The sequence below is a fragment of the Aquimarina sp. Aq107 genome, assembly GCF_943733665.1.
Lineage (GTDB): Bacteria > Bacteroidota > Bacteroidia > Flavobacteriales > Flavobacteriaceae > Aquimarina.
Genome location: NZ_OX030782.1, coordinates 2,271,215 through 2,295,883 on the forward strand (window position 1 = coordinate 2,271,215; position 24,669 = coordinate 2,295,883).

General features: G+C 30.9%; 24 protein-coding genes. 11 read left to right on the forward strand and 13 right to left on the reverse strand.

All coding sequences use genetic code 11. From position 1 onward, the window contains the following. Positions 1–53: 53 nt before the first annotated feature. From NMK29_RS23840 to NMK29_RS09610, 10 genes are all read right to left on the reverse strand, one after another. Positions 54–626, reverse strand: coding sequence for a serine O-acetyltransferase (locus tag NMK29_RS23840; protein ID WP_108804107.1), 573 nt, complete (start codon positions 624–626; stop codon positions 54–56). After that, entirely contained in the window at positions 623–1,744 is a 1,122-nt protein-coding gene (locus NMK29_RS09570; RefSeq protein WP_108804106.1) for a glycosyltransferase family 4 protein, read from the reverse strand. Before NMK29_RS09570 ends, NMK29_RS23840 begins: the two co-directional genes overlap by 4 nt. After that, on the reverse strand, positions 1,741–2,850 hold the full coding sequence (locus NMK29_RS09575) for a glycosyltransferase family 4 protein (protein ID WP_108804105.1): 1,110 nt from the start codon (positions 2,848–2,850) through the stop codon (positions 1,741–1,743). Before NMK29_RS09575 ends, NMK29_RS09570 begins: the two co-directional genes overlap by 4 nt. 34 nt (positions 2,851–2,884) lie before the next feature. Then, the gene (locus NMK29_RS09580; protein ID WP_108804104.1) at positions 2,885–3,844 is read right to left on the reverse strand and encodes a bifunctional 2-polyprenyl-6-hydroxyphenol methylase/3-demethylubiquinol 3-O-methyltransferase UbiG; all 960 of its coding nucleotides are present in this window, start codon (positions 3,842–3,844) and stop codon (positions 2,885–2,887) included. Positions 3,845–3,859: 15 nt separating this feature from the next. After that, entirely contained in the window at positions 3,860–4,825 is a 966-nt protein-coding gene (locus NMK29_RS09585) for a polysaccharide pyruvyl transferase family protein (protein ID WP_108804103.1), read from the reverse strand. A gap of 27 nt (positions 4,826–4,852) precedes the next feature. Continuing rightward, positions 4,853–6,133 carry a hypothetical protein gene (locus tag NMK29_RS09590; RefSeq protein ID WP_108804102.1) on the reverse strand — a complete coding sequence of 427 codons (1,281 nt, stop codon included), beginning with the start codon at positions 6,131–6,133 and terminating at the stop codon, positions 4,853–4,855. Positions 6,134–6,141: 8 nt separating this feature from the next. After that, positions 6,142–7,683 (reverse strand): oligosaccharide flippase family protein, encoded by a 1,542-nt coding sequence (locus NMK29_RS09595; protein ID WP_108804101.1) that lies wholly within the window; start codon positions 7,681–7,683, stop codon positions 6,142–6,144. A gap of 51 nt (positions 7,684–7,734) precedes the next feature. Then, complete coding sequence (locus tag NMK29_RS09600) at positions 7,735–9,018, reverse strand: nucleotide sugar dehydrogenase (RefSeq protein WP_108804100.1); 1,284 nt, start codon at positions 9,016–9,018, stop codon at positions 7,735–7,737. Between the two features lie 38 nt (positions 9,019–9,056). After that, complete coding sequence (locus NMK29_RS09605) at positions 9,057–10,055, reverse strand: SDR family oxidoreductase (RefSeq protein ID WP_108804099.1); 999 nt, start codon at positions 10,053–10,055, stop codon at positions 9,057–9,059. Between the two features lie 255 nt (positions 10,056–10,310). After that, positions 10,311–12,308 carry a thiamine pyrophosphate-dependent enzyme gene (locus NMK29_RS09610; protein WP_108804098.1) on the reverse strand — a complete coding sequence of 666 codons (1,998 nt, stop codon included), beginning with the start codon at positions 12,306–12,308 and terminating at the stop codon, positions 10,311–10,313. Between the two features lie 291 nt (positions 12,309–12,599). On the opposite strand from NMK29_RS09610, the gene NMK29_RS09615 reads away from it, so the two are divergent. From NMK29_RS09615 to ppk1, 5 genes are read left to right on the forward strand one after another with little or no spacing between them, the layout of a single operon-like run. Beyond that, on the forward strand, positions 12,600–13,550 hold the full coding sequence (locus NMK29_RS09615) for an isopenicillin N synthase family oxygenase (protein WP_108804097.1): 951 nt from the start codon (positions 12,600–12,602) through the stop codon (positions 13,548–13,550). Positions 13,551–13,559: 9 nt separating this feature from the next. After that, positions 13,560–13,889, forward strand: coding sequence for a translation initiation factor (locus NMK29_RS09620; protein ID WP_108804096.1), 330 nt, complete (start codon positions 13,560–13,562; stop codon positions 13,887–13,889). A gap of 37 nt (positions 13,890–13,926) precedes the next feature. Then, positions 13,927–14,865 (forward strand): DUF1835 domain-containing protein, encoded by a 939-nt coding sequence (locus NMK29_RS09625; RefSeq protein WP_108804095.1) that lies wholly within the window; start codon positions 13,927–13,929, stop codon positions 14,863–14,865. Position 14,866: 1 nt separating this feature from the next. Further along, entirely contained in the window at positions 14,867–15,745 is an 879-nt protein-coding gene (locus NMK29_RS09630; protein WP_108804094.1) for a nucleoside phosphorylase, read from the forward strand. Between the two features lie 50 nt (positions 15,746–15,795). After that, positions 15,796–17,874, forward strand: a complete 2,079-nt coding sequence (gene ppk1, locus NMK29_RS09635) for a polyphosphate kinase 1 (protein WP_108804093.1) — start codon at positions 15,796–15,798, stop codon at positions 17,872–17,874. On the opposite strand, the gene NMK29_RS09640 is transcribed toward ppk1, so the two are convergent. Beyond that, positions 17,854–18,000: a hypothetical protein gene (locus NMK29_RS09640; RefSeq protein ID WP_155839603.1), complete on the reverse strand. Its 147-nt coding sequence runs from the start codon at positions 17,998–18,000 to the stop codon at positions 17,854–17,856. The genes ppk1 and NMK29_RS09640 overlap by 21 nt on opposite strands. A gap of 156 nt (positions 18,001–18,156) precedes the next feature. Between NMK29_RS09640 and NMK29_RS09645 the strand changes: the two genes are divergently transcribed. From NMK29_RS09645 to NMK29_RS09660, 4 genes are all read left to right on the forward strand, one after another. Then, positions 18,157–19,008 (forward strand): substrate-binding domain-containing protein, encoded by an 852-nt coding sequence (locus NMK29_RS09645; RefSeq protein ID WP_108804092.1) that lies wholly within the window; start codon positions 18,157–18,159, stop codon positions 19,006–19,008. A gap of 55 nt (positions 19,009–19,063) precedes the next feature. Then, complete coding sequence (locus tag NMK29_RS09650) at positions 19,064–19,651, forward strand: hypothetical protein (protein ID WP_108804091.1); 588 nt, start codon at positions 19,064–19,066, stop codon at positions 19,649–19,651. A 169-nt stretch (positions 19,652–19,820) separates the two neighbouring features. Next, positions 19,821–20,408 (forward strand): hypothetical protein, encoded by a 588-nt coding sequence (locus tag NMK29_RS09655; RefSeq protein WP_108804090.1) that lies wholly within the window; start codon positions 19,821–19,823, stop codon positions 20,406–20,408. 266 nt (positions 20,409–20,674) lie between these two features. Next, positions 20,675–20,845 (forward strand): hypothetical protein, encoded by a 171-nt coding sequence (locus NMK29_RS09660; protein WP_155839604.1) that lies wholly within the window; start codon positions 20,675–20,677, stop codon positions 20,843–20,845. A gap of 5 nt (positions 20,846–20,850) precedes the next feature. On the opposite strand, the gene NMK29_RS09665 is transcribed toward NMK29_RS09660, so the two are convergent. Continuing rightward, positions 20,851–21,516 (reverse strand): uracil-DNA glycosylase, encoded by a 666-nt coding sequence (locus tag NMK29_RS09665; RefSeq protein ID WP_108804089.1) that lies wholly within the window; start codon positions 21,514–21,516, stop codon positions 20,851–20,853. Between the two features lie 144 nt (positions 21,517–21,660). Here NMK29_RS09665 and NMK29_RS09670 point away from each other — a divergent pair, with 144 nt between their 5' ends. Beyond that, complete coding sequence (locus tag NMK29_RS09670; RefSeq protein WP_108804088.1) at positions 21,661–23,832, forward strand: DNA mismatch repair protein MutS; 2,172 nt, start codon at positions 21,661–21,663, stop codon at positions 23,830–23,832. Between the two features lie 85 nt (positions 23,833–23,917). Here the strand turns inward: NMK29_RS09670 and NMK29_RS09675 are convergent, their stop codons facing one another. Beyond that, entirely contained in the window at positions 23,918–24,277 is a 360-nt protein-coding gene (locus NMK29_RS09675) for a hypothetical protein (protein ID WP_159092269.1), read from the reverse strand. 113 nt (positions 24,278–24,390) lie between these two features. On the opposite strand from NMK29_RS09675, the gene NMK29_RS09680 reads away from it, so the two are divergent. Next, positions 24,391–24,603 carry a helix-turn-helix domain-containing protein gene (locus tag NMK29_RS09680; RefSeq protein WP_108804086.1) on the forward strand — a complete coding sequence of 71 codons (213 nt, stop codon included), beginning with the start codon at positions 24,391–24,393 and terminating at the stop codon, positions 24,601–24,603. Positions 24,604–24,669 lie beyond the last annotated feature (66 nt).

Here is a 24,669-nt window from a genome sequence, read left to right on the forward strand (position 1 = left end):
ATTTTGCTTCACTTTTTAAGATCTTCTCTTTTGTTTTTTATAAAAATATAAAATTATACTTTTTTACCATCTTGCTTAATAATTCTTGCTGGATTTCCAACTACAACGCAATTGTCCGGAACATCCTTAACAACCACAGAACCGGCACCTATTGAACAATTATTACCAATCTTAATATCTCCAATAATAATAGCTCCCGTGTAGATAGATACGTTATTACCAATTGTAGGTCTTTTTCCATTTACTTCTCCTACAGTAACCAAATGATTTACATATAGATTTTCTCCAATTGAATCTGCATTTAAGATAGTACTATAAGGGTGTCCTGTTAACACACCTCCTCCTAATTTTGTACTAATATCAATTCTAAAATACTTTTCTTTCTTACAGTAAATGTTGAGTAAAATCGATACAATACCTCTATTTCTGAAATAGAATAATGTTCTAAAATCTGGAGAGTTTGCTAAAAAATTTAAAAGTAATGATATCTTACTTCCTTTTGTTCCTTTAGCAGTTGCCCACCTATCTATATCCATATCAATAATCCCTCTATTTTTACTCGTCTTATAAACGAATACATGAGGCAACAAAAAGATTTTATATATATTTAAAATTAATGATCTCATTTCTTTGGTATTAAATCATTAAACATTTTTTGCCAAAGAGTCATCACAGCATCTAACTGGTAGTTCTTTGCATTTTCTCTAGCATTCTTACCCATTTCCTGTATACGATCTCGATCACTCATTAATTTATTAAGCTGATCTACAAATGTATTATTATCATATGGAGGTATCAGGACACCTGTATTTTCGTCAATAATATTTCTTGGTCCATATGGACAATCAAAAGATACAATTGGTAACCCACAAGCTTGTGCCTCCAATAAAACTAAAGGAAAACACTCATTATGAGATGTCATCACAAAAACTGATGATTGCATCATCTCTTCCTTAATTTTATCTGTTGACCCCATTAACTTAATAGAACCCTGTATACCTGCAGCATCAATCTTATCCTGAAGTTTCCTTACATAATTAGCTTCTCCACTACCAAAAATATCAAGCTCACAATCTTTTCGGATTTTCGAAAACTCTTGCCAAATATCTATCAAAATATCATACCCTTTCACAGCAGCAATTCTTCCTGCTGTAATAATCCTATTATTAGAAAGGTCTGATACATTATCTGGATAAAAAGTTAACGGGTTAGGGATAACTATAGTATTGTTACTCTTGTAGTAATTGGATTCGTCTTTATTTAGAATAACCAACCTATCGTATTTTGACTCTACGTAATCCGCAAACTTGAAAAAATATTTTTTAAAGAAACTCGGATTTTTCCGCTTTTCCTTCTCAATAAATCTGGAATAATGAAACTCTTTTACTTTTGGAATACCCTTAACTATAAATGGCACAAAATACGTATCTACACTATGACTACAAACAACTACGATGTCCGGGTTTATATCTTTTAATACAGCTTTAGTTTTAGAAATATGTTTAGGTAGTTTCTTAAGATTTTTTGGATGAAAATAAGATTTCCTTCGATTATAATTAATCCCTAGATCTCTAAAAATTATTCTTTGATCAAAAGTGTAACAGGGTTTTTCTTCTTTTTGTTCTGTTGTAATAATATGAACTTCATTACCTTCTTGTTCCGCTAAATAATTAGCTTTTATAGAAAGTACTCTTTCTATTCCTCCGTGTAGATATACTTGATCAATAATAAAGACTATTTTCATTCTGATCTTGGATTCATTAAATTAGAGAATAACTGATCCCATTCTTCTGCAATAGTCTCAGGTAAGTATTTTTTTACTGCTTCTTTTGCCTTAAGCCCCATAGATTTTCTTTTCCCTTCATTCTCTATTATGGCAATTATCCCTTCTGCAAAAGCATCAATATCTCCGTTTTCTATTAAAAGTCCATTCTCTGTATCTGTTATAATATCAGACGGTCCATACGGACAATCAAATGAAATACAAGGAACACCATACGCCATAGCTTCTGTAAGCACCATACCAAAACCTTCAAATCGTGAAGACATTGTATAGATGGAAGCTTGTTCATATTTTTCTGCTATGTTTTTTACAGGAGGATAAAAATTAATTGTCTTTGTTATATCTAAGTTCTCCGCTAATACTGCTAAACCTTCTGATTCACTAATAGTGCCATATATATCTAGTGTCCAATCAGGGTATTTTGATACAACTTGTTTCCAACTCTTTAACAATCGATCATATCCTTTTTGAAAACTATGCTTACCTACGGCAAGTACTTTTTTATTTTCAAGTGTACTTTTTGACTCAGGATAAAATGATAAAGGATTAGGAATTACCTTAAGATTTTTAAAAGACCATTCATTAAGGTTTCCTTTTGTTAATACTATAAAATGATCATAGTATGCTCCTCCAAAATTCATGAAACCAAACTTAGTAGCGGTTGTGATTCTTTTGATAATAGATCTTTTCCCTTTTTTAATCTCTACACTTCTAGAAACATGCCTTTCATAAATCATAGGACAAGGTTTTCCTAGTATTAAAGGAACGAAAAAACCTTTTAGACCATCATCACATACAGCAATTATATCAGGGTTTAAACCCCTAATAACACTACGCAAACCAGAAGCATATCTGTACATTCTAGATATCGGATTACCTTTCGCTCGCACGTTATGATATGAAATTTTAAGGCTGAAATCGTAGAACAAGTCCTTGGTTTCTTGATTTAATGTAACTATATGTATATCGTAATTATAATCTTCGGCAAGTTTACTAGCTTTAATAGAAAGTACCCTTTCCAGTCCACCAGGACCATCTATACGATTAACAATATATACAAGTTTCATCAAGTTTGACTTTAGAAAATGTCTGATCTATTTATTATTTTTTTATTACAATATCCAAATAAGGATAACAGAATCCGCTGGTTAAATTTTTATTCAGTGATTTTAAAAACTTAATATATCGTAATCCTTTAAAACCTACTTTCAAAAAAGCAGACTTTTCAAATTTCATTAAACTACTAACCACGTTTATTTCATTTAAAGGCGCAATCGCTACTTCGAACTCATGATAACTTGCTCCTCTCCCCCATCTTTTAAATTTCATCATACTTTCATCATCTAATTCTCTATAAGAATCTTTGAAATTTTTTCTACTAGAAAACTTAGAATAATAATATCCTAAATCATCCGGTAGCCAATCGTAAAAGGGTAATGCAGCAGTATGCGAATCATAGTACCACAATCTATTAGGCGTTTCAATAACCGCTAGATATCCACCTTTTGATAACATACCCCAGGCTTGTTTTAAAGATTCTAATCGTTCACTAACAGTCATATGCTCCAATACAGCATAATAGATAATAAAATCAAATTTTTGATCCTTAAAATTCTTTTCTATTTCCTCTCCATTCACATGATGCAACTCTGCTTCATATCCTGCAATCTTCATTCTATCTTTAGCTACTTCTAAAGCTCCTGCATCAACATCGACACCAACTACTTTGGCCCCTTGCTCGCTTAAAGCTAACGTAGAAATACCAGTCCCACATCCAATTTCTAAAATACTTGCTCCATTTAAGTCCTTAACACTATGTAACCAAGGAGCTATTCTATTTCTATTATAATATAGGCGTTCAAAAAGCTGTCCACTTATCGCTTGATTATATTCTTCAGTGGACAATCTACTTTTAGTGTTTCCTCTGTCTAAATAATTTTCTTTAAGCGATTTTGTTAATTCTTCTAATTGCTCTTTGCTAAATGCAGTGTGTTTTTGTTGCATTTTTTTTGGAGCTGTAAAGAATCTATCTTTTAACAGTTTTTTGAATACCCTTTTCATCGTTTGTGCGGTTGATTAGATTTTATTAGTAACTTTTTCTTTTAATGCATTGGCAAGTTCGTGGTGTTTTTCGAGGTTTTTTACGGTTGTATCGTTGGTTATTTTTCCTTCTAATCCAAAATTAGAAGTATATGATCCGGTTTTACTGTCAATATCAATTCTATTAAATAATTCTAGAATACCATCAAATCGACAAGAATCTACAAAACTATCAAAACCGTTAACAAAAATTACAGGTGTTCCCATTGCTAAACAAGGCAATGCGCAATGAATTCTAGAGGTAATAACAAGTTTTGCTCTTGCATATTTATTCAATAAATCTACGGCCATATCAAACTTTTCTTCATCTGTGTAGGTATTAGAAGGTGGTTCTTGATTAATAAATGTTGCTGTATCTAATACTTCTTTACTGATAAATTTTTTGATATGTTTATTCTTCTTTCCTAATTTAAAAGCCGATCCATTAAGAATATTTTTTATCGTAATCTTTGTGTTATAAAATACTTTTTCGGCTCTTGGGTAACTGTATAAAGGATCTACGATATAAATATCATCTCCTCTTTCTGAATCATCAACTTTATAAGAATCCAATGTTAATGTAAGGCATCCTGTAAAATGCGCATCAATACCTTTCGCTTTTAATGTATCTGCAGTAAATTGATCTCTACATCCAATCGGTTCGTGCTTCTTTAAATAAGCAATACCTTTTTCGCTTAACATTGCAGGAGCAGCAGTATTGTTCATATGAAAAGATACGAATACAGGATCTATATCTTCTGAAGGAACCCAATTATGAATATTGTGTGTAAACCACCCATTCATTATTAACTTTATTGGATCTCCCTTGTATTCTCCTAATCGTTCTCTATTTAATAGCGTATCAACTTTTGGTAAAAATTGTTTAGCTGCTAAACTTTGAATATTATCTCCAACATTAAAGAAATTTTTATTCTCATCGTATGTAAGTAGTCCGTATTTCATGAATTCTACAATTTACCTAGTTTTTATCTATTTGAATTTTCTATATATCTTTTGCAACCAAGGGAACTTATTTCTGATAATAAATTTCAATCTGTTTGTTCCTTTATTTGCATTATTTAATTTTTCTTCTAAAAGCCTGTCCACCTTACCGTTTCTAAAATCATTCATATGTTTAGTTTCGGTTTCAAGATCATCAAAAACAAAGAAAGTATCCACATTTTTAGCCTTTTCCATAAGTTCCCACCAGAAGTATTTTACTCCCTTGCTTCCGGAACCTATATGTAATATTTGATAAATTTTATCATAAACACTACTGTCAACATTAAATCCATATTCATTAGGATTTTGATTATTAAGTATCAATCCTAGTATTGTTCTAAAACATTTTTCGCAGTAGCTACAGTTAAACTCCGTTCTTTTTTCAGAATAGCAAACACGCAATCGAAATCTTTTATCTTTCTCTGATGCAAATTTGGCAATCAAGTCTACCTTATCTTGCCTTTTTAGTTCATACCCATCATGAAATACCTTAAAACCAGATCCCCAAGTAATCTTCTCATCAATCTCAGGTGTTGATCCCCAGTCAATATCTATATGATCTGTATAAGAAGAAGCAATATGAACTGAACCATATTTATTTACAAATGACAAAGGTGCAATCGAACCTACAAGAGCTAATCCATGTTGTACTTTTCCCCACCATCCAATATCATTTAACAACAGTTCTACTTGATAGGTATAAAAATCTCTAAGATTCGTTTCTATAAACTCCTTATTATTATCATTTAAAAGCTCTTCGTTCTCAATAAAATCCGTAAAATCATTCCATTGCTCTTTATCCTTGATTGTAATATCAGCTCCGTGAAGTGTTATTAAATCCGGTTTTTGGTCATAGATTCTAATATATGTTGCAAACGCATCTACTCCTCCACTAAAAAGCATTGATGACTTAGATTTTTCTATTGAATTTTTTATTAACTTTTTTGCAACCAATGTTCCTTCAAAACTACTAGAACTATCTCTTTTAACAAATTCTTGTTTTATTTTCTCTTGCGCATTATAAAAATCTTCATCTACTTCATCCACCTCAATGGTAAAACCAGCAAACCAAGCCATTGGTAATACATTGGACAAAAATGGAATTACCGCAATACTTAATGGAGTTTCACTAACATCTATTTGATATTTTACGTAAAACAACTCATTATCAGTAAATAATTTTTGGATATTAGCATCTACCGAATATTCATAGTTAATCTTACGACCATCTTCTGAATATGTAATTGCATGTAGCTTTAGTGTATCCATTTTTAAATTTATTTTCGTTTCAATAATGAAACTATAGGTTTTCTGAATAATTCTCTTTCATATTCCAACATACCGACAAAATACATCATAATCGAAAAAACAATGGTATATGAAACTCCTTTAGCTATAAAGTTAAACCATCCCTCTCCAGGAATATAGTTAATAAAATACCCTACGGTTACTACCAGTAAAACTACCAATAAAACCTTATGAAATAACTCTTTAAAAAATCGTATAATATTCAATCCAATTTTATTATGATAATAAAAATTCATCACATTCTGTACAATCATCCATCCACCGACAAGCCCAACTATCATTCCTACTGCACTGTGCTTCATTGCTAGAAAACCACCAACAACAACTCCAAAAATCATAAACACTAGATAAAGAATCGCCTTGAACGATAATTTATTCTTCGCTTCTAATATAGAATTCCCAAAAGCTTGTAATAAAGGTAGTGTATACCCTATCATAATAATTAGAGCAATCATATAAATTTCTCTACATTCTTCTATTCCATACCTGCCATCTGCAGAAGAATCTCCTCCACCAACCCAAAGGCTAATAAACTGTTCTCCATATAACATAAAAGCCCCAAAAATATACATCAATATAATAAAGGATAATCTTCCAAGTTTAATCATCATATTAGTTAGCTCTTCTCCAGTAGCATTATTAACCGACATCTGTGTTGCTCTTGGTAAAAACACACTTGAAATTGCTGTAGAGAAAGCGCCGTAATACGTTCCTAATGCGATTCCTATTCCGTAAATACCTAAAACTTTTGGTATACTAATAGCACCTAAAACCCAACTACCTGATTTCCATTGTAACATATTTACAATTGCAAATAGAAAAATCCAGCTAGAATATTTGAAAATTTCTCTAATAAAATCTTTAGAAAATTGATGTAATTTAAATCTTACTTTTAGTTTAACCAGCACATAATAGGCAGATACTGAAATCGTCAGAATATTAAACACGGTATCTACAATTACTAAAGCGATAGCTCTTCCTCCAAAAAATAAGACGGCTACAATAGTTAAAGATCTTAGAATATATCGAATGATCCCAACAGATTCTGGAAAAACAAATTTTTCATATCCTTTACAAATCCCAGTAAATATCATTCCAGGAAGCTGAATTGCTAAATTAAAAACTAGAATAACAAACATCATTTTTGCAATTCTTAGTTCTTCGGGATTAAACTTCGTAAAGTAGGTATCAATAAAGAAGTAAAATATAGTTCCAGAAATAACCACCAATGTAGAAACCGCGAAATAAAGTATCCTAACCGTTCCTAAGAAATTCTCTTCCCCCTTTTTATCTTTCTCTGCTCTATATTTAGCTACAAAACGAACTACCGTATTGGTCAATCCGAAATCGAGTAATGCAATTGTACCGATTAAAGCACCAATTGCATTAAATATACCGTACTCATCCTTACCTAAATAACTAACTATCAATGGAGTTATCATAATCCCAATAACGTTAATCAAAAAGATTTTTAAGTACGTAAGTAAAGCTCCTTTTTTTAGTTGGCTCAATGCGGTTGGTTTAAAGTTAGTTTTGTCGCTTTATCAAAAAGATTATTTCCGTTATAATCTTCCGTGTACTTCTTCTTCTTTTAATATTCCTTTTACATCATACAAAACACCATTTGGTTTTAACAATGATTTTAAATCAATGTCCAAATACTCTTTATGTGCAACGGTTAATACAACAGCATCAAATTTAGAATCAGGTAATTCGGTTATAGTTTCCAGACCATATTCGTGAGCAACTTCTGACGGACTAGCCCAAGGGTCATATATATCTATATTAGTACCAAAATCTATAAGGTTTTGTATTACATCTACCGCCCTTGTATTCCTAACATCTGGGCAATTTTCTTTAAAAGTAATTCCTAATACTAATATGTTAGCTCCTTTGATTTTGATATCGTGATTAACCATTAACTTAATCACCTCTGAAGCAACATATTGCCCCATACTATCATTTAATCTTCTACCTGCTAATATGATTTCTGGATGATATCCAAATTCTTGTGCTCTTTGAGCTAAATAATATGGATCAACTCCAATACAATGTCCTCCTACCAAACCGGGTTTAAAAGGAAGGAAATTCCATTTTGTCCCAGCAGCTTTTAAAACTTCATTAGTATCAATATCCATGAGGTTAAAAATTTTTGCTAGTTCATTAACAAATGCAATGTTAATGTCTCTCTGCGAATTTTCTATAACCTTAGCAGCTTCTGCTACCTTTATTGTTGGCGCTAAATGAGTTCCTGCGGTAATCACTGAAGCATAAAGTGCATCAACTTTTTTACCAATTTCTGGTGTAGAACCTGCAGTAACTTTTAAAATTTTTTCTACGGTATGTAATTTATCTCCTGGGTTGATGCGTTCTGGTGAATATCCAGCATAAAAATCCTCATTAAACTTTAATCCACTTATTTTCTCTAAAACAGGAATACATTCTTCTTCTGTAACACCAGGATACACTGTGGATTCATATATAACAACATCTCCCTTTTTTAATACTTTTCCAACAGTTTCGCTAGACTTATACAAAGGCGTAAGATCAGGCCTATTATTTTTATCTACTGGTGTAGGAACGGTTACAATATAATAATTACAATCTTTAATATCTTCTAAATCCGCTGAACAGTATAATCCTTTATCCATATGAGAATCATCTTTCAATACAGACTGTAATACTTCATCTTCAACTTCTAAGGTAGTATCCTTTCCAGATCTTAATTCTTTAATTCTATTTTGATTAATATCAAAACCAATAACAGGAAATTTTGTTGCAAATAATCTAGCTAAAGGAAGTCCTACATATCCTAAACCTATGATTCCTATTTTAATATCTTGCATTTTTGTGGTTATTTAGTTTATTTATTGGTGACCTATAATTACTTCAAATTATCCCAATACCATTTTACAGCTTCTTTTAATCCTGATTTTATATCAAATTTAGGATCATAATTAAGAAGTGCCTTAGCTTTATCAACAGAAGCTAAAGAATGTGGCACATCACCCTTACGCTCAGGTCCCTTTTTAACTTCTACATTACTTATCTTTGAATCAAACTCTGACAAATATTCTTTTAACAAAGTAACTAATTCATTTAAAGTAGTTCTTTCTCCAAAAGCTGTATTATATACATTGTTTAAAGCTTTCTCATTATCGGAAACGATAGCTCTCAAATTCATTTGAATCACATTATCAATATATGTAAAATCTCTTGAAAAAGATCCATCACCATTAATTACCGGCGACTCATACTTCATAAACTGCATTACAAATTTCGGAATTACCGCAGCATACGCTCCATTAGGATCTTGTTTTCTCCCAAAAACATTAAAATATCGTAAACCAACAGTATCTAAGTCATATGTTCTTTTGAAATTATCTGCATACAACTCATTTACATACTTAGTAATTGCATATGGTGATAAGGGTTTCCCTATATTGTCCTCTATTTTTGGTAATGCTTCTGAATCACCATAAGTAGAAGAGCTCGCTGCATAAATAAATCGTTTAACTCCCGCATCTCTTGCAGCTACAAGCATATTTAGAAAACCTCCTACGTTAACATCATTACTCGTGATTGGATCATTAATAGATCTAGGCACAGAACCTAAAGCCGCTTGATGTAATATATAATCTACACCTTTACAAGCTTTATTACAATCTTCTAAATTACGAATATCCCCTTCGATAAATGTAAAATTTGGATTTTCCTTTAATGCTGTTAGGTTTTTCTTTTGGCCAGTAGCAAAATTGTCTAGCCCCACAACTGTACTGTTTGCTTCTAATAATGCTTCGCATAGGTTTGACCCTATAAAACCTGCCGCTCCTGTAACTAAAACAGTAGAAGAACTAAGTAGTTCTAATTGGTTAGTGTTCATGTATTTTTATTTACCCCTTGATTTTTAATCCCCTACGCTATGTTTATTTCATAGACAGCGCGAAATTAATATTTAACAATAGAACACACAACTTATATTCAAGGGGATTTTAACCCTTAATATTCGCTTAATGTTCTGTTATCCTATAAAGAAATCAATTCACCGAATCAAAAAAATGTAATTAACTGAAATTCAACTATATAAATTCCTACTTGATTTTATTAACAAAAACGTTTTCGAAAGGCAAAACAGGTATTAATACCTATAAAGTTCTATTAATTCTTTTTCGAATCTATTTTTTGCTAAATATTGAGATTCTAAACCTGTTTCAAAAGGAATTGGAGTTTCTAAACTAGATACTCTTTTTACTGGAGCATCTAAGAATTCAAAACAATTTTCCATAATCATGGCGGAAATATCTGATGCGATCCCTCCAAACATAGAATCCTCTTGTAATATAATTACTTTACCTGTTTTCTTTACAGACTCAAAGATAGTATCAATATCTAATGGTTGTAATGTCCTAAGATCAATCAAATCCGCACTTATTTCAACATTACTTTCCAATGTATCTAATGCCCAATGTACACCTGCCCCATAACTAATAATAGTTATTTGATCACCTTCTTTTAACTTAGCAGCTTTTCCAAAAGGAATTGTATAATATCCATCAGGAACTTGCTGTCTAACACTTCTATACAATGCTTTATGTTCAAAAAATAATACCGGATTTGGATCTTCTAATGAAGTTAACAACAACCCTTTTGCATCTGCAGGAAATGCAGGATAAACCACTTTTAAACCCGGCGTTTTTGTAAACCAAGCCTCATTCGTTTGGCTATGAAATGGTCCAGCTCCTACTCCACCACCACAAGGCATTCGCACTACTACATCTGCAGATTGCCCCCATCTATAATTCGATTTAGCCAATAAATTTACGATTGGATTAAAACCAGAAGAAACAAAATCCGCAAACTGCATCTCAATAACTGCCTTTATATTGTTAACAGACAATCCATACGCGGTAGAAATAATTGCTGATTCGCAAATAGGTGTATTACGAACTCTATCCTTACCAAATTCTTCTAAAAAACCTTCAGTAATTTTAAAAACACCTCCATAATCCGCAACATCCTGTCCCATAATCACAAGATCACGATATTTACGCATTCCTTCCTTTAAACCATCAGAAATCGCATCTATAAGTCGTAATTCATTGGTAGTATGATTAGGGTCTACTCTCCTAAAATCAAATGTTTTATAAACATCTTGTAATTCTTTATTCAAATCAACTTGAACCTTTTCTTCTTCATTTGTTAGTTGCCAATGTTCTTCAATTTCTACTTTAATCGTAGATTTCTTTTGAAGATCATCTACTATTGAAAGAATATTATTTTCTATAAGATATTCCTTATAATTATCGATAGGATCTTTTAAGGACCAATGTTGCATTAATTCTTCTGGCACATACTTTGTACCACTCGCCTCTTCATGGCCACGCATTCTAAAAGTCTTAAACTCTAATAATACGGGCCTCGGTTTTTGTCGTATGCTCTCCGCTAGTGTACTCACTTTATCATATACTTCTAATACATTATTGCCATCAATAATGTGCGACTCCATGCCATATCCTGATCCACGATCAGCGAGATCTTTACAATTATATTGTTCTCTAGTTGGTGTAGACAATCCGTACCCATTATTCTCAATACAAAAAATCACTGGTAAACTCCAAACAGAAGCTACATTTAATGCCTCATGAAAATCTCCTTCACTAGTTCCTCCTTCTCCAGTAAAAACCGCAGTTGCTTTGTTATTGTTTTTCAAAAGATTACCCAAAGCAATGCCGCAAGCGACACCTAGTTGAGGGCCTAGATGAGAAATCATTCCGACCACATTATATTCTTGCGTCCCAAAATGAAATGATCGATCACGTCCATTAGTAAAACCATTAGACTTTCCTTGCCATTGACTAAACAGTCTGTATAAAGGAATATCACGACTCGTAAATACTCCCAAATTACGATGCATAGGCAATATATATTCATTTTTATCTAAAGCAGCAGTAACCCCTACAGAAATAGCTTCTTGACCAATACCACTAAACCATTTAGAAATTTTACCTTGTCGCAGTAATATGAGCATCTTTTCCTCGATCAACCTAGATTTTAACATTTTAAAATACAAAGAAGTTAATAGGTTGTTGCTATACTCTTTCTTATCATACTCAAATAACAATTTCTCTTCTGCCATATTGTTAAAAAATCAGTTTATTTATATGCATAATAGTTTTCCAAATTAGAAAACTCTAAGTAAATGTAATTATTTTTATCTCAGAAAAACAACCAATATCACAATACTATTAAGCAGTTGTTAATTTATCATAAAGAATTCTAAGAATTAATTAAATTTACTATGTTTTACTAGTTATATGTTAAAATATAATTATTTTGACAGTTATAGATTATATTTTAAAAAAAGACATAATTCGTAATGTATTTTTAATGAAATACATCTATTTTAGTTAAAGAAAATAATACCACCATGAATAATATACCAAGTGTAGATCTTGCAGATTTTTTATCCGAAGATCCTTCACAAAAACAAAAATTTGTTGATGAAATAGGAAAAGCCTATGAAGAGATAGGTTTTGTAGCTTTAAAAAATCATTTTTTAAGTGATAATTTAGTAGAAGAATTATATAAAGAAGTAAAAGAATTTTTTGCTTTACCAGTAGCGGATAAACAAAAATATGAAATTGAAGGATTAGGAGGACAAAGGGGATATATTTCTTTTGGAAAAGAACACGCAAAAGGGAAAAAAGAAGGTGACTTAAAGGAATTTTGGCATTTCGGACAAGAACCTTCTGAAGACGCTAACTTAATAGAAGAATACCCTCCAAATGTTATTGTTGAAGAATTAAAAGATTTCAACAATACAGGAATGGAAGCATACCGAATGTTAGAAAAAACTGGGATTCACGTGTTAAGAGCCTTAGCTATATATATCGGATTAGATGAACATTATTTTGATCACTGGGCTAGTAACGGAAATAGTATTTTACGTCCTATACACTACCCTCCAATAACAGAGGAACCAAAAGGAGCCGTTCGTGCTGGTGCTCACGGAGATATCAATTTGATTACACTACTAATGGGTGCATCTACTGGAGGTTTACAAGTGCAACGTAAGGATGGCGAATGGATAGATGCAATACCTCAAGAAGATGAATTAGTAATCAATGTAGGAGATATGCTAGAACGTCATACCAACAATAAACTACGATCTACGATTCATAGAGTAATTAACCCTCCTAAAGAACAATGGGGTAAACCTAGATACTCTATTCCTTTCTTTATGCATCCTAGAAGTGATATGAAATTGAATTGTTTAGAAGAGTGCATCACGAAAGATAACCCTAAACAATACGATGACATTACAGCTGGAGATTTTCTTCATCAGCGTTTAGTAGAAATTGGATTGATTAAGAAATAACCACTTCTTATGGACTTAAAAGATCAATTAAAAAATTTATTTCCTGATCACGAACCTGTTGAAGAGGAAAAAGTTATAGAAAAAGAAGATGATATATGGATGCAAGATGATCCTATTATTTGTAAATATGAAAAAAGAAAAGGAAAACCAATTACGATTTTAGAAGGATATACCGGTGCGGACCAAGATTTTAAAAAACTAGCCAAAGAAATAAAAACAAAATTAAGTGTTGGAGGTAGTTTTAAAGATGAACGCATTATTATTCAGGGAGATTATCGGGATAAAATTATGGGTATCCTTAAGGAAAAAGGATTTAACGTGAAAAGAGTTGGTGGATAAAAAATCATCATATAATATTATAGAAAACTGAAGATAATTGGGGGCTAAGACATTACATATAACTAATGGCGACAGTTTAACTGATCGCCTAAAAGAGCTACATCTTGTAGATGGAGAATTAATAACATGGCGTGAAATGCTCTGCGAAGGCCCCACTAGTATAAAAATTGAAACCGAAAAAGCAATAGCAAAGCGAAAAGAGTTTCTTCAGAAATATTATAGAATTTCACCAGCGGATTATCAAAAAAAATTCGTTTCTCAACTGGAAAAACTAAATACTCCAGGAAAATATGAGGAAATCATATTGTGGTTTGAATATGACCTTTTCTGCCACATAAATATGATAGCAGTAATAAGTCTATTACTTCGAAAAAAAATTAAAGACACTCCTGTATATCTAGTATGTAGTGGTCGTGTAGAAAACGAAAAAAAATGCCTAGGCCTGTGTGAATTATCTGATATCCAATTAAAAAAACATTTCGAAGACAAGACCTTATTAAATTTAAATGATTTAGAACTTGCATCACATATATGGACCTTATATTGCGAATCAAATCCTAAAAAGATCGTAGGTCAAATTAAAAAGCAATCCTCGTTCGAGTACTTATCAATATGCTTAAGAGCACATTTGCAAAGATTTCCCAATATGCTTACCGGACTAAATATATTAGAGCATAATATTTTAGAAATGGTAGACACTTATCAAATCAAAAATATTAAACAATTGATGGGGTATGCCCTAGAGTATCAAGGATTTTATGGATATGGTGATATGCAAATGAAGCGAGTTCTTGCTAGACTTTTTCAGTTTTTTGATCAAACTAAAGAGCGTCTTTTATTATCCGAGAGAGGAAAATTAGCACTACAGCAAAAAAAGAATTTTTACAACACGCAAATGTTGGATTGGCACTACGGAGGTGTCAAGAAATATGACTACCTATATAATAACGAAACGCACAATTTATTAAAATTATAATATGGCTATAGCCGAATCTGAACTTATTCTTAATAAAGATGGTAGTATATATCATTTAAATATTAAACCAGAACATCTAGCAGAAACAGTAATAACAGTAGGTGATCCGGATCGTGTTAATCTAGTTACTCAATATTTTGACACTATAGAACACAAAATAACTAAAAGAGAGTTTCATACTCAAACTGGAGTCTATAAAGGAAAAAGAATTACTGTACTATCTACAGGAATTGGAACAGATAATATAGACATTGTTTTTAATGAACTAGATGCTCTTGTAAATATTGATCTAGAAACAAGAAAGGTAAAGTCCAACCATACCTCTCTCAACATTATTCGTATTGGTACTTCTGGAGCTATCCAACCAGAAACCCCTATTGATAGTTTCATTGTTTCTGAACTTGCAATTGGATTCGATAGTTTACTTCACTTTTATGATAGCAAAGATATACAGTTCCCTCAGATTTCTGAGCCTCTAATGAAACATTTAGACTGGAACAAAAATAAATCAACACCCTATGTAGTTTCTTTTGACAAAAAATTAGGAAGACATATGCAAAGTGATCTAACTAATAAAGGATTTACTATAACAAACGTCGGTTTTTATGGACCTCAAGGAAGAGTACTAAGATTACCATTATCTGATGCAAATCTGAACAAAAAAATAGCATCTTTCAGCTATGCCGATAAGAAAATCACGAATTTAGAAATGGAAACTGCAGGTATATATGGAATGGCAAAATTATTAGGCCATCGTGCTGTTTCTATGAATGCTATGATCGCTAATAGAGCAACCGGGAAGTTTAGTAACAATCCGGGGAAAACAGTTGATAAACTTATCAAATACACTTTGGATAAAATTGTTAGTTATTCAAATTAGATTTAACTTTTACTTAAAACTAAACAATATCCTATAACTTAACTTTAAATATGGATCAGAAGAAATACCCTTTTAAAGATAGAGATGTAAATTGGTTGAGTTTTAACGAACGTGTTTTACAAGAAGCAGAAGATCAATCTAACCCTCTTTACGAGAGATTAAAATTTTTAGCCATCTTTTCCTCTAATCTCGATGAATTTTTTAGAGTAAGAGTTTCGCGCTTACGTCAAATTAAAAAGATCGACAAGAAGCTTCGAAAAAAACTAGCATTAAAACCCAACAAACAAGTAAAAGAAATTTTACAAAGGGTAAAAAACCAACAAGAACGATTTGGTCAAATTTTTCATCGACAACTAATCCCAGAACTTGCTAAGCATAATACTTATCTAGTACAAGAAACAAACTTTGATTTCAATCAACAAGCATTTGTAACCGAATATTTCATTTCTAAAGTTTTACCTCTAATTACATCTGAAATAGTTGACTTATCCAAACCTAAAAGTGTATTTCTCGAAAACAACAAGTTATATTTTCTTGTAACATTCGAAGAACAAGATAGCTTTGGACTAATTAATATTCCGTCGGATGACTTAGGGCGATTTGTATGTCTTCCGACCAAAAACAACAATACTTACATTGCTTTTTTAGACGATATCATACAACTTAATATCGATCAAATATTTGATAATCAAAAGATTAAAGGTTCTTTTGAAATTAAATTATCTAGGGATGCCGAATTATATATTGATGATGAATTTGAAGGTGTATTAGCCGAAAAAATAAAGGAATCATTATCTCAACGAAACGATGGTCAACCAACTCGTTTATTATTCGACTCTTCTATGCCAAAAGAGGTTAAAAAAAGAGCTCGAAACTTTTTTGGTCTTGGCAAAATAGATATGATGCCTGGAGGCAAATATCATAACTTTAGTGACTTTTTTAGTTTTCCTGACCCGACTAACAATCCATTTTTGCATTATCCACCAGCAACAGAAATAAAACATAAATCATTTGATAATAATACTGATTATTTCGATGTGATTTCTAAAGGAGACCAGTTAGTACATTTCCCTTATATGTCTTTTGATTATGTTCAGAATTTTATTGATCAAGCTGCAACAGATGAATGGGTTACGGAAATCAAGATTTCATTATATAGAGTAGCCAAACAGTCTGAATTAACAACTTCGTTACTAAAAGCCTTAGAAAATGGAAAAAAAGTTACAGTATTTGTAGAAGCCAAAGCACGTTTCGATGAGGAAAACAATTTAAAATGGGGTAAGATTTTTGAAGAAAAAGGAGCTATGGTTTTCTATAGTTATCCTAAAATAAAAGTACACTCTAAAATACTATTAATCAACAGAAAACAAAAAAACACTATTGCTTCTTATGCATATATAGGTACCGGTAATTTCAATGCAAAGACATCACAAATTTATTGTGATCATGGATTGTTTACTTCTAATCCAGAAATCACAAAGGATCTTATAGAAGTATTTGAAGTATTATCCTCAAAAATGATATTGCCTAGACCTAAAAACTTATTAATATCCCCCTTTACCACTAGAGATACTTTCGAAAAATTAATTAATACCGAGATAAGCAATGCAAAAAACGGAAAAAAAGCAGGTATCAAAGCAAAATTAAATAGTTTAGAAGATAAATCGATCATCAAAAAACTATATGAAGCTAATGCGGCTGGTGTAAAAATAGAACTATTGGTTAGAGGATTCTCTTGTTTAATACCTGGATTAGAAGGAATAAGTGAAAATATCACAGCAACCAGCATTATTGACAGATATTTAGAGCACGGTAGAATTTACTATTTCGAAAATAATGGTAACCCAAAGTTGTATATTGGTAGTGCAGATTGGATGACACGTAATCTTGACAAACGAATTGAAGTATTAGTCCCAATTATAGATGATAATTGCAAGCATGAATTAATACAGATTTTACACATTCAATTAAACGATAACACTAAAGCAAGAATACTAGATTTTGAAGAAAATAACTATTATAAAAAGAAAATGGACGAAAAACCGTCCATACAATCTCAATATCAAATAAGAGAATATCTCGAGGAAAGACATTCTCCAAAAAGTACCTTATCCAAACAATATCTTTAAACTAATTAAAAAATTAGTAGCTAACAATACAGCAATAAAAACAACAATTCCGTTTTCTAATGTATTACTTTTTAATTTAGCTACTTTAACTTGAGCATTTTTATTCTTTAAAAAATTCTTTTTCATAGCAAATATTGTTTTTATTTGGGGTTAATTATTTCAAATGTAGTCGTAATTATCAGATTTATATTTCAAAAGTAATAATATTATTTATTATTTAACGACAAAAAGCAAATAAAATCGATAAAATACACTTTTTTAACATTTCTTATATTATACAACATGCATACTATAAAAATTGGCGGTGTTCCTGAGCACTTTAACTTACCCTGGCATTTAACAATTGAAGAGGGAGCTTACTTAGAAAAAGATATCCAATTAGAATGGACAGATTTCCCTGGAGGAACTGGAGCTATGTGTGAAGCATTAAGAAAAAAAGATATCGATATCGCTATTATATTAACTGAAGGAATCATAAAAGATATTATAGGTGGTAACCCATCAAAAATTGTCCAAACATATATTCAATCACCTTTAGTATGGGGGATTCATGTTGGTCATACTTCTAAATACACAAGTCTAAATGAGTTACAAAACACTTCTGCAGCGATAAGCAGATATGGTTCAGGATCTCATTTAATGGCATACATTAACGCACAAAACACTGGATGGGATACTACTAATCTGCAGTTCGAAGTTGTTAAAAATCTTGATGGAGCTGTAGAAGCTTTGACAGATGGTAGTGCCGATTATTTTATGTGGGAACATTTCACAACTAAACCATTAGTAGATAATAAGACATTTAGACGCATCGCCGACTGCCCTACTCCTTGGCCATGTTTTGTAATAGCTGTTAGAGAAGAAATATTAAATACAAAAAAAGATCAGCTAAAGGATATATTACAAATTATAAATAATACGAGCTTAGATTTTAAACAAATACCTAGTATTGATAAAACGTTAGCACACCGATATGATCAGAAATTAGAAGATATTCGAGAATGGTTACAAATTACCGAATGGAGCCAATCTATAATAGATCAAAAAACATTAAACGAAATTCAGAATCAATTACTTACGTTAGATATAATTGATAAAACAATAAATTCTAAAGATTTAATTTTTGAAGTTTAAGCAACCTTTTAACTATTTGCTCATCTTGTTTACGTAGGAAAACAAATTAATTATCATGAAACAGATATCAACATTCGTTATTATTTTATTTTCATTTCAAATTTCTTTTGCCCAAAATCAAACTGATCTACCAAAAAGAGACATTAAAAAAAATGAAATTAGTATCAATCCTCTTAACTTAATAGCATTCGGAGCATTAGACATAGGTTATGAAAGAGTTCTCAATAACAATAGCACCTTAGGTTTCGACTTGTTTTATAGTCTAGTAGATCGTGATAATGATGAAGATTTTATAAGTACAGACGATATATTTGATAAAGAAATAGCATTTACAACAAGTTTTAAATATTTTTTTGGAAATCGAATTGCTAGAGGGTTCTATGTAGAAGGCTTTGGAATGTTATCTTCTGGTGAACACGAAGAATATATAGAAGTTTTTGATAGTCAAGGAAACTTTATCAGCGCAAGTGATGTAGAACAAGACTATACCGATTTTGCCATAGGTTTTGCTGTTGGAGGAAAATTTGTCACTAAAAACGGTTTTTTCATTGATATTGGATTCGGTATTGGACGAAATTTATTCAGTAATAAAAGCCCGGATATTATTGTAAGACCAAACTTATATCTAGGTTACCGCTTTTAAGCAGAGTTATTTAATACAATAACATACAATTTTCTCCTTTTCTTAGTAGGGTATATTTTTATTAGTTTGTTTTAGGAAAGAAATCAAGATCATTTTAGAATAACATTAGCACCTAAATATCTATTGATTTTAAAAAGCAAAGACGATAAATTAATTTAAAAACAAACGAATGAGATTTTTTACCACAATAGTTGCTATTATTTTTACATTGCATTTAACTGCACAAGACCAATCTAGTTCTACGCCAAGAGATATCAATAAAAATGAATTTAGTTTAAACCCATTGAGTATTATTGCTTTTGGAGCTTTAGATATTGGTTATGAAAGGGTACTTAATGATAATACTACTTTAGGATTCGACTTATTTTATAGATTTAGCGATGAAATAGATAAAGATGATGATATCATCGATAGAGATGGGATTTATGATAAAGAAATTGCATTGACCGTAAATTATAAATATTTTTTTGGAAGTAGGATAGCCAGAGGATTTTATATTGAAGGATTTGGTATGTTATCCAATGGAGAGCACGAAGAATATGTACAATTTACGGATCCATCTGGTGACTTTATAAGAGGTAGTTATGTAGATATGGAATTTACTGATTTTGCAATAGGATTTGGTGTAGGAGGTAAATTTGTAACAAAAAAAGGGTTCTTTTTAGATATTGGAATTGGAATCGGTCGAAATTTATTTAATAATAATAGCCCTGATATCATCGTTAGACCTGATTTATATATAGGATATAGATTTTAAAGGTAGGGTATTCCATTATAGAAACGTTATATAATAGAGCGGTAAAGATGGTAAATGTTCAAATTTTTAGTATTTTTTTATCATACCTTAAATTAAATAGAATAAATATTTAAGACATGTTTAATTCACACATCTTATGGGCTTTCCGTAAGAAAAGATTGAAATATTTTTGTACATTTGCCTCGCCTACCCCAATAAACCAATTATTAAAATGTACGCAACCTTTTTGGAAAATTGCATCTAATAATTAACTAACAAATCAGACCATGGCAACATTTTTATTAATTCTTGGAGGGCTTATAGCATTCAATTTTGTTCTTTTAAAATTCAGTATGCAATCAGTAGATTCCGAAAAGAAGAAGAATAAAGCAGTAAAATCTGTAACAAATTCTAAAATTAAAGAACCTAAAACTTCCGGTATCCCTAAAGCTGCATAGTTCATTTACCATTGTATAGGTAATTGATTTGTACTTTTCAGATATTCATTAGTTTTCTCAAAGTGTTTATTTCCAAACCAATAACCTCGGTTAGCACTTAAAGGAGAAGGATGTCCACTATTTAAGATAAAGTGTTTATTATCATCTATTTTAGCACCTTTTTTCTTAGCAAAACCTCCCCACAATAAGAAAACGACATTCGCTTTATTTTTTGATATATATTGAATTACGGCATCTGTAAATTTTTCCCATCCCTTACCCTGATGAGATCCTGCTTGATGTGCTCTTACAGTTAAAGTTGCATTTAACAATAAAACTCCCTGATCAGCCCAACGTTTTAAGTTCCCATTAGAAGGAAAAGGAATACTTAGATCTGATTCGATTTCTTTAAAAATATTTACTAATGAAGGAGGAATAGCAATTCCACTATTTACAGAGAAACAAAGACCATGAGCCTGTCCTATACCATGATATGGATCTTGACCAATGATCACTACCTTAACATTATCAAAACTACAATAATTAAAAGCTGAAAAAATCTCTGATTCGGGAGGAAAACAAGTTTCTTTTTTATATTCTAATTCAATAAAATCAATTAAACTCTTAAAATATGGTTTATCAAATTCACTTTCTAAGTGTGTCTTCCAACTATTCTCAATATTTACATTCATCTTAGTATCAAAAAAAATCGCAATTGTTTACATTTGCTTTCATATAAAATTATAATAAATACTTTTCTAAAAATAAACTTCTGTCAAGTTTTATAATAAAGAAATTAACATAAAAGAATACCTCCTAAAAATTAGGATAACAAGATGATCCGAATTTCAGAAAAAACACTTAAAGATCTAGAATTCCATACGGTACTTAGTCATATCCAAGACTTATGCAATACAGATTATGGAAAAATAAAAGCTTTACAAATTGTTCCGTTATCCACGAAAGAAGAATTACACACATCATTACAACAAGTATTTGAATATAAATCTTCATACTTGAATGATGCAAGAATACCCAATCACGGATTTGATAGTATTGATAAGGAACTTCAACTATTAGGAATAGAAAATACTTTCTTAGAAACTTTTAATCTAAAAAAGATTATATCAATTAGTATTACTACTAATGATTTGCTAAGTTTTTTTAGAAAATTTAAAGAATTATATCCAATATTATATCAAACATCATCTGAAGTACCTTTTACAAAAGAAGTAATCAACTGTATCGAAATCGTAGTAGATAAATTTGGAGAAATTAAAGATAACGCCTCTCCTACCCTTAGTATACTTAGAAAAGACATACATGAAGTACAAGGGAAATTAAATGGAAGTTTTGGACGTGATCTTACTAGATACAATAGTTTAGGATATTTAGATGATATCAAAGAAAGTGTTGTTGATAATAGACGAGTACTTGCTGTAAAGGCTATGTACAGACGGAAGGTAAAGGGTTCTATCATGGGAAATTCTAAGACCGGAAGTATTGTCTATATAGAACCCGAAGCGACCTTGCAATTTAGTAGAACATTAAGCAATCTACAATATGAGGAACGAGAGGAGGTCGTTAAAATATTAAAAGATCTTACAAATAGAATAAGACCGTTTTCTGAACTATTAGCACAATACCAAGAATATCTAAGTCATATTGATATTGTTGCCGCTAAAACTAAATATGCTAATAAATTTAATGGGGTATTACCCAAAATAACCCAAGATCGAGAAATAACGATTAAAGATGCATACCATCCTCTACTCTATCTTAATAACCAAGAAAAAGGAGAAAAAACACATCCTCAAACAATTTCTTTAGATAAAAACAATAGAATTATTGTAATATCTGGTCCCAATGCTGGAGGAAAAAGTATCACTTTAAAAACCGTTGGCTTATTACAAATTATGTTACAAAGTGGTATGCTTATACCAGTTCATGAATATAGTAGAATGTGTGTTTTTAATACTATTCTAACTGATATAGGAGATAATCAATCTATAGAAAATCATTTAAGTACCTATAGTTATAGATTAAAGAATATGAACTATTTCCTAAGGAAATGTAATAATAAAACCTTATTTCTTATTGATGAGTTTGGAACAGGAAGTGATCCCGAATTAGGTGGAGCGCTAGCTGAAGCCTTTTTAGAAGTTTTTTATGAACGTGAATCTTTTGGTATAATCACCACACATTATGCTAATCTTAAAATGTTAGCAAATGAACTTCCAAATATGACAAATGCTAACATGCTTTTTGATTCTAGAACATTAGAACCTTTATTTAAATTATATTTAGGAGAAGCCGGAAGTTCTTTTACATTCGAGGTAGCACAAAAAAACGGAATACCATATAGCTTAATCAATAAAGCTAAGAAAAAGGTAGAACGTGGTAAAATTCGTTTTGATAAGAGTATTGCCAACTTACAAAAAGAGCGATCAAAACTTCAAAAAACTACTTCATCTTTAAAATCTAAAGAGCAAAAAGCAGAAGATGAAAAAGAAAGATTAGATAAAATTAATAAAAGATTACAAAACAAATTAGAAAGCTACCAGGAATTATACGACAGTAATCAACGAATGATCTATTTAGGACAAAAACTAAATGAAATCAGTGAAAAATATTTTCATAATAAGAAGAAAAGAGAACTTATTGATGAATTTATGAAAATAGTACAGGTAGAGAATTCAAAGAGAAAAAAGCAATCCACCAAACAAAGAAGAGCGAAAAAAGCTCAAGAAGAAAAAATAGTCAAAGAAGTAGAGAAAAAGGTTGAAGTAATAAGGGAAAAGAAAAAAGAGCAAAAGAAAAAGGAAGAAAAAATAGAAAAGGAAAAGCCTAAAGTAATTCTCAAAATTGGTGACAGAGTAAGAATGATTGATGGAAAATCAATTGGTACAATCGATACTTTAGAAAAAGGAAAAGCAGTAGTTAATTATGGTATATTTACTACCAACGTAGCAATTGATCAATTAGAGTTTGTAGAACGAAAAAAATAAGTATTAAAATATAGTTTAATAAAAATAAAAAGCCCACTAATCAAATGATTAGTGGGCTTTTTCGTAGGTTAAGTTCAATCGATTATTACTTTCCTCCTGCTAACAACACAAATGAATTAGCTGATACAGGAGATACACGATAACTTTTTACTTTTTTTAATGTCTTTATATACTTTTCTGTTTCTTCGAATGCTAATTCCATAGCGCTAGAAGATGCCTTCTCATTAATCTCAATAGTCTTAGAAATAATATCTCCATTAGAATATTCTATTGTCATTTTCCACTTCTTAATTGAATGAAAATTTCTTGACACTAAACTATTCGAATTAGTGTCTTCTTTATTTTCCTTTTTGTTTTTCTCCTTCTCATTTGTTGGGTTTGAATGTAAAGGAGCTGCATATCCAAATGTCACGCAAAATAATGCAATTAATAGTGAGAGTTTCATTTATTAGAGGTTTTGATTTGTATGATTCGAATATACAATTAATTTTTGATTATACAAATATTTTTTTAATAAAAATTTATTTGTATATTTAATTCCTATAACCATATTAATCAATGATTAACAAGAAATTAAAAAGGTTACTTAAAAAAAGTAAAGGGACTAAAACTATTTATGGTATATCCAAAAAATTAGGTATTAGTCCACAAGCGGGAGATTATATTGTAAAGCGAAAAGATTTAGCAAAAGACTTTGAACGGTTACAAAAGATTGCTGATTATATGGGTGTAGATATTATTGATATTGTTGATTACAAAAAGAAAAAATAGCACCAAAATTCTAGCTATTTACATAACTCTTTTTACAACGAATAGAAAACAATTATTCTAAATGCT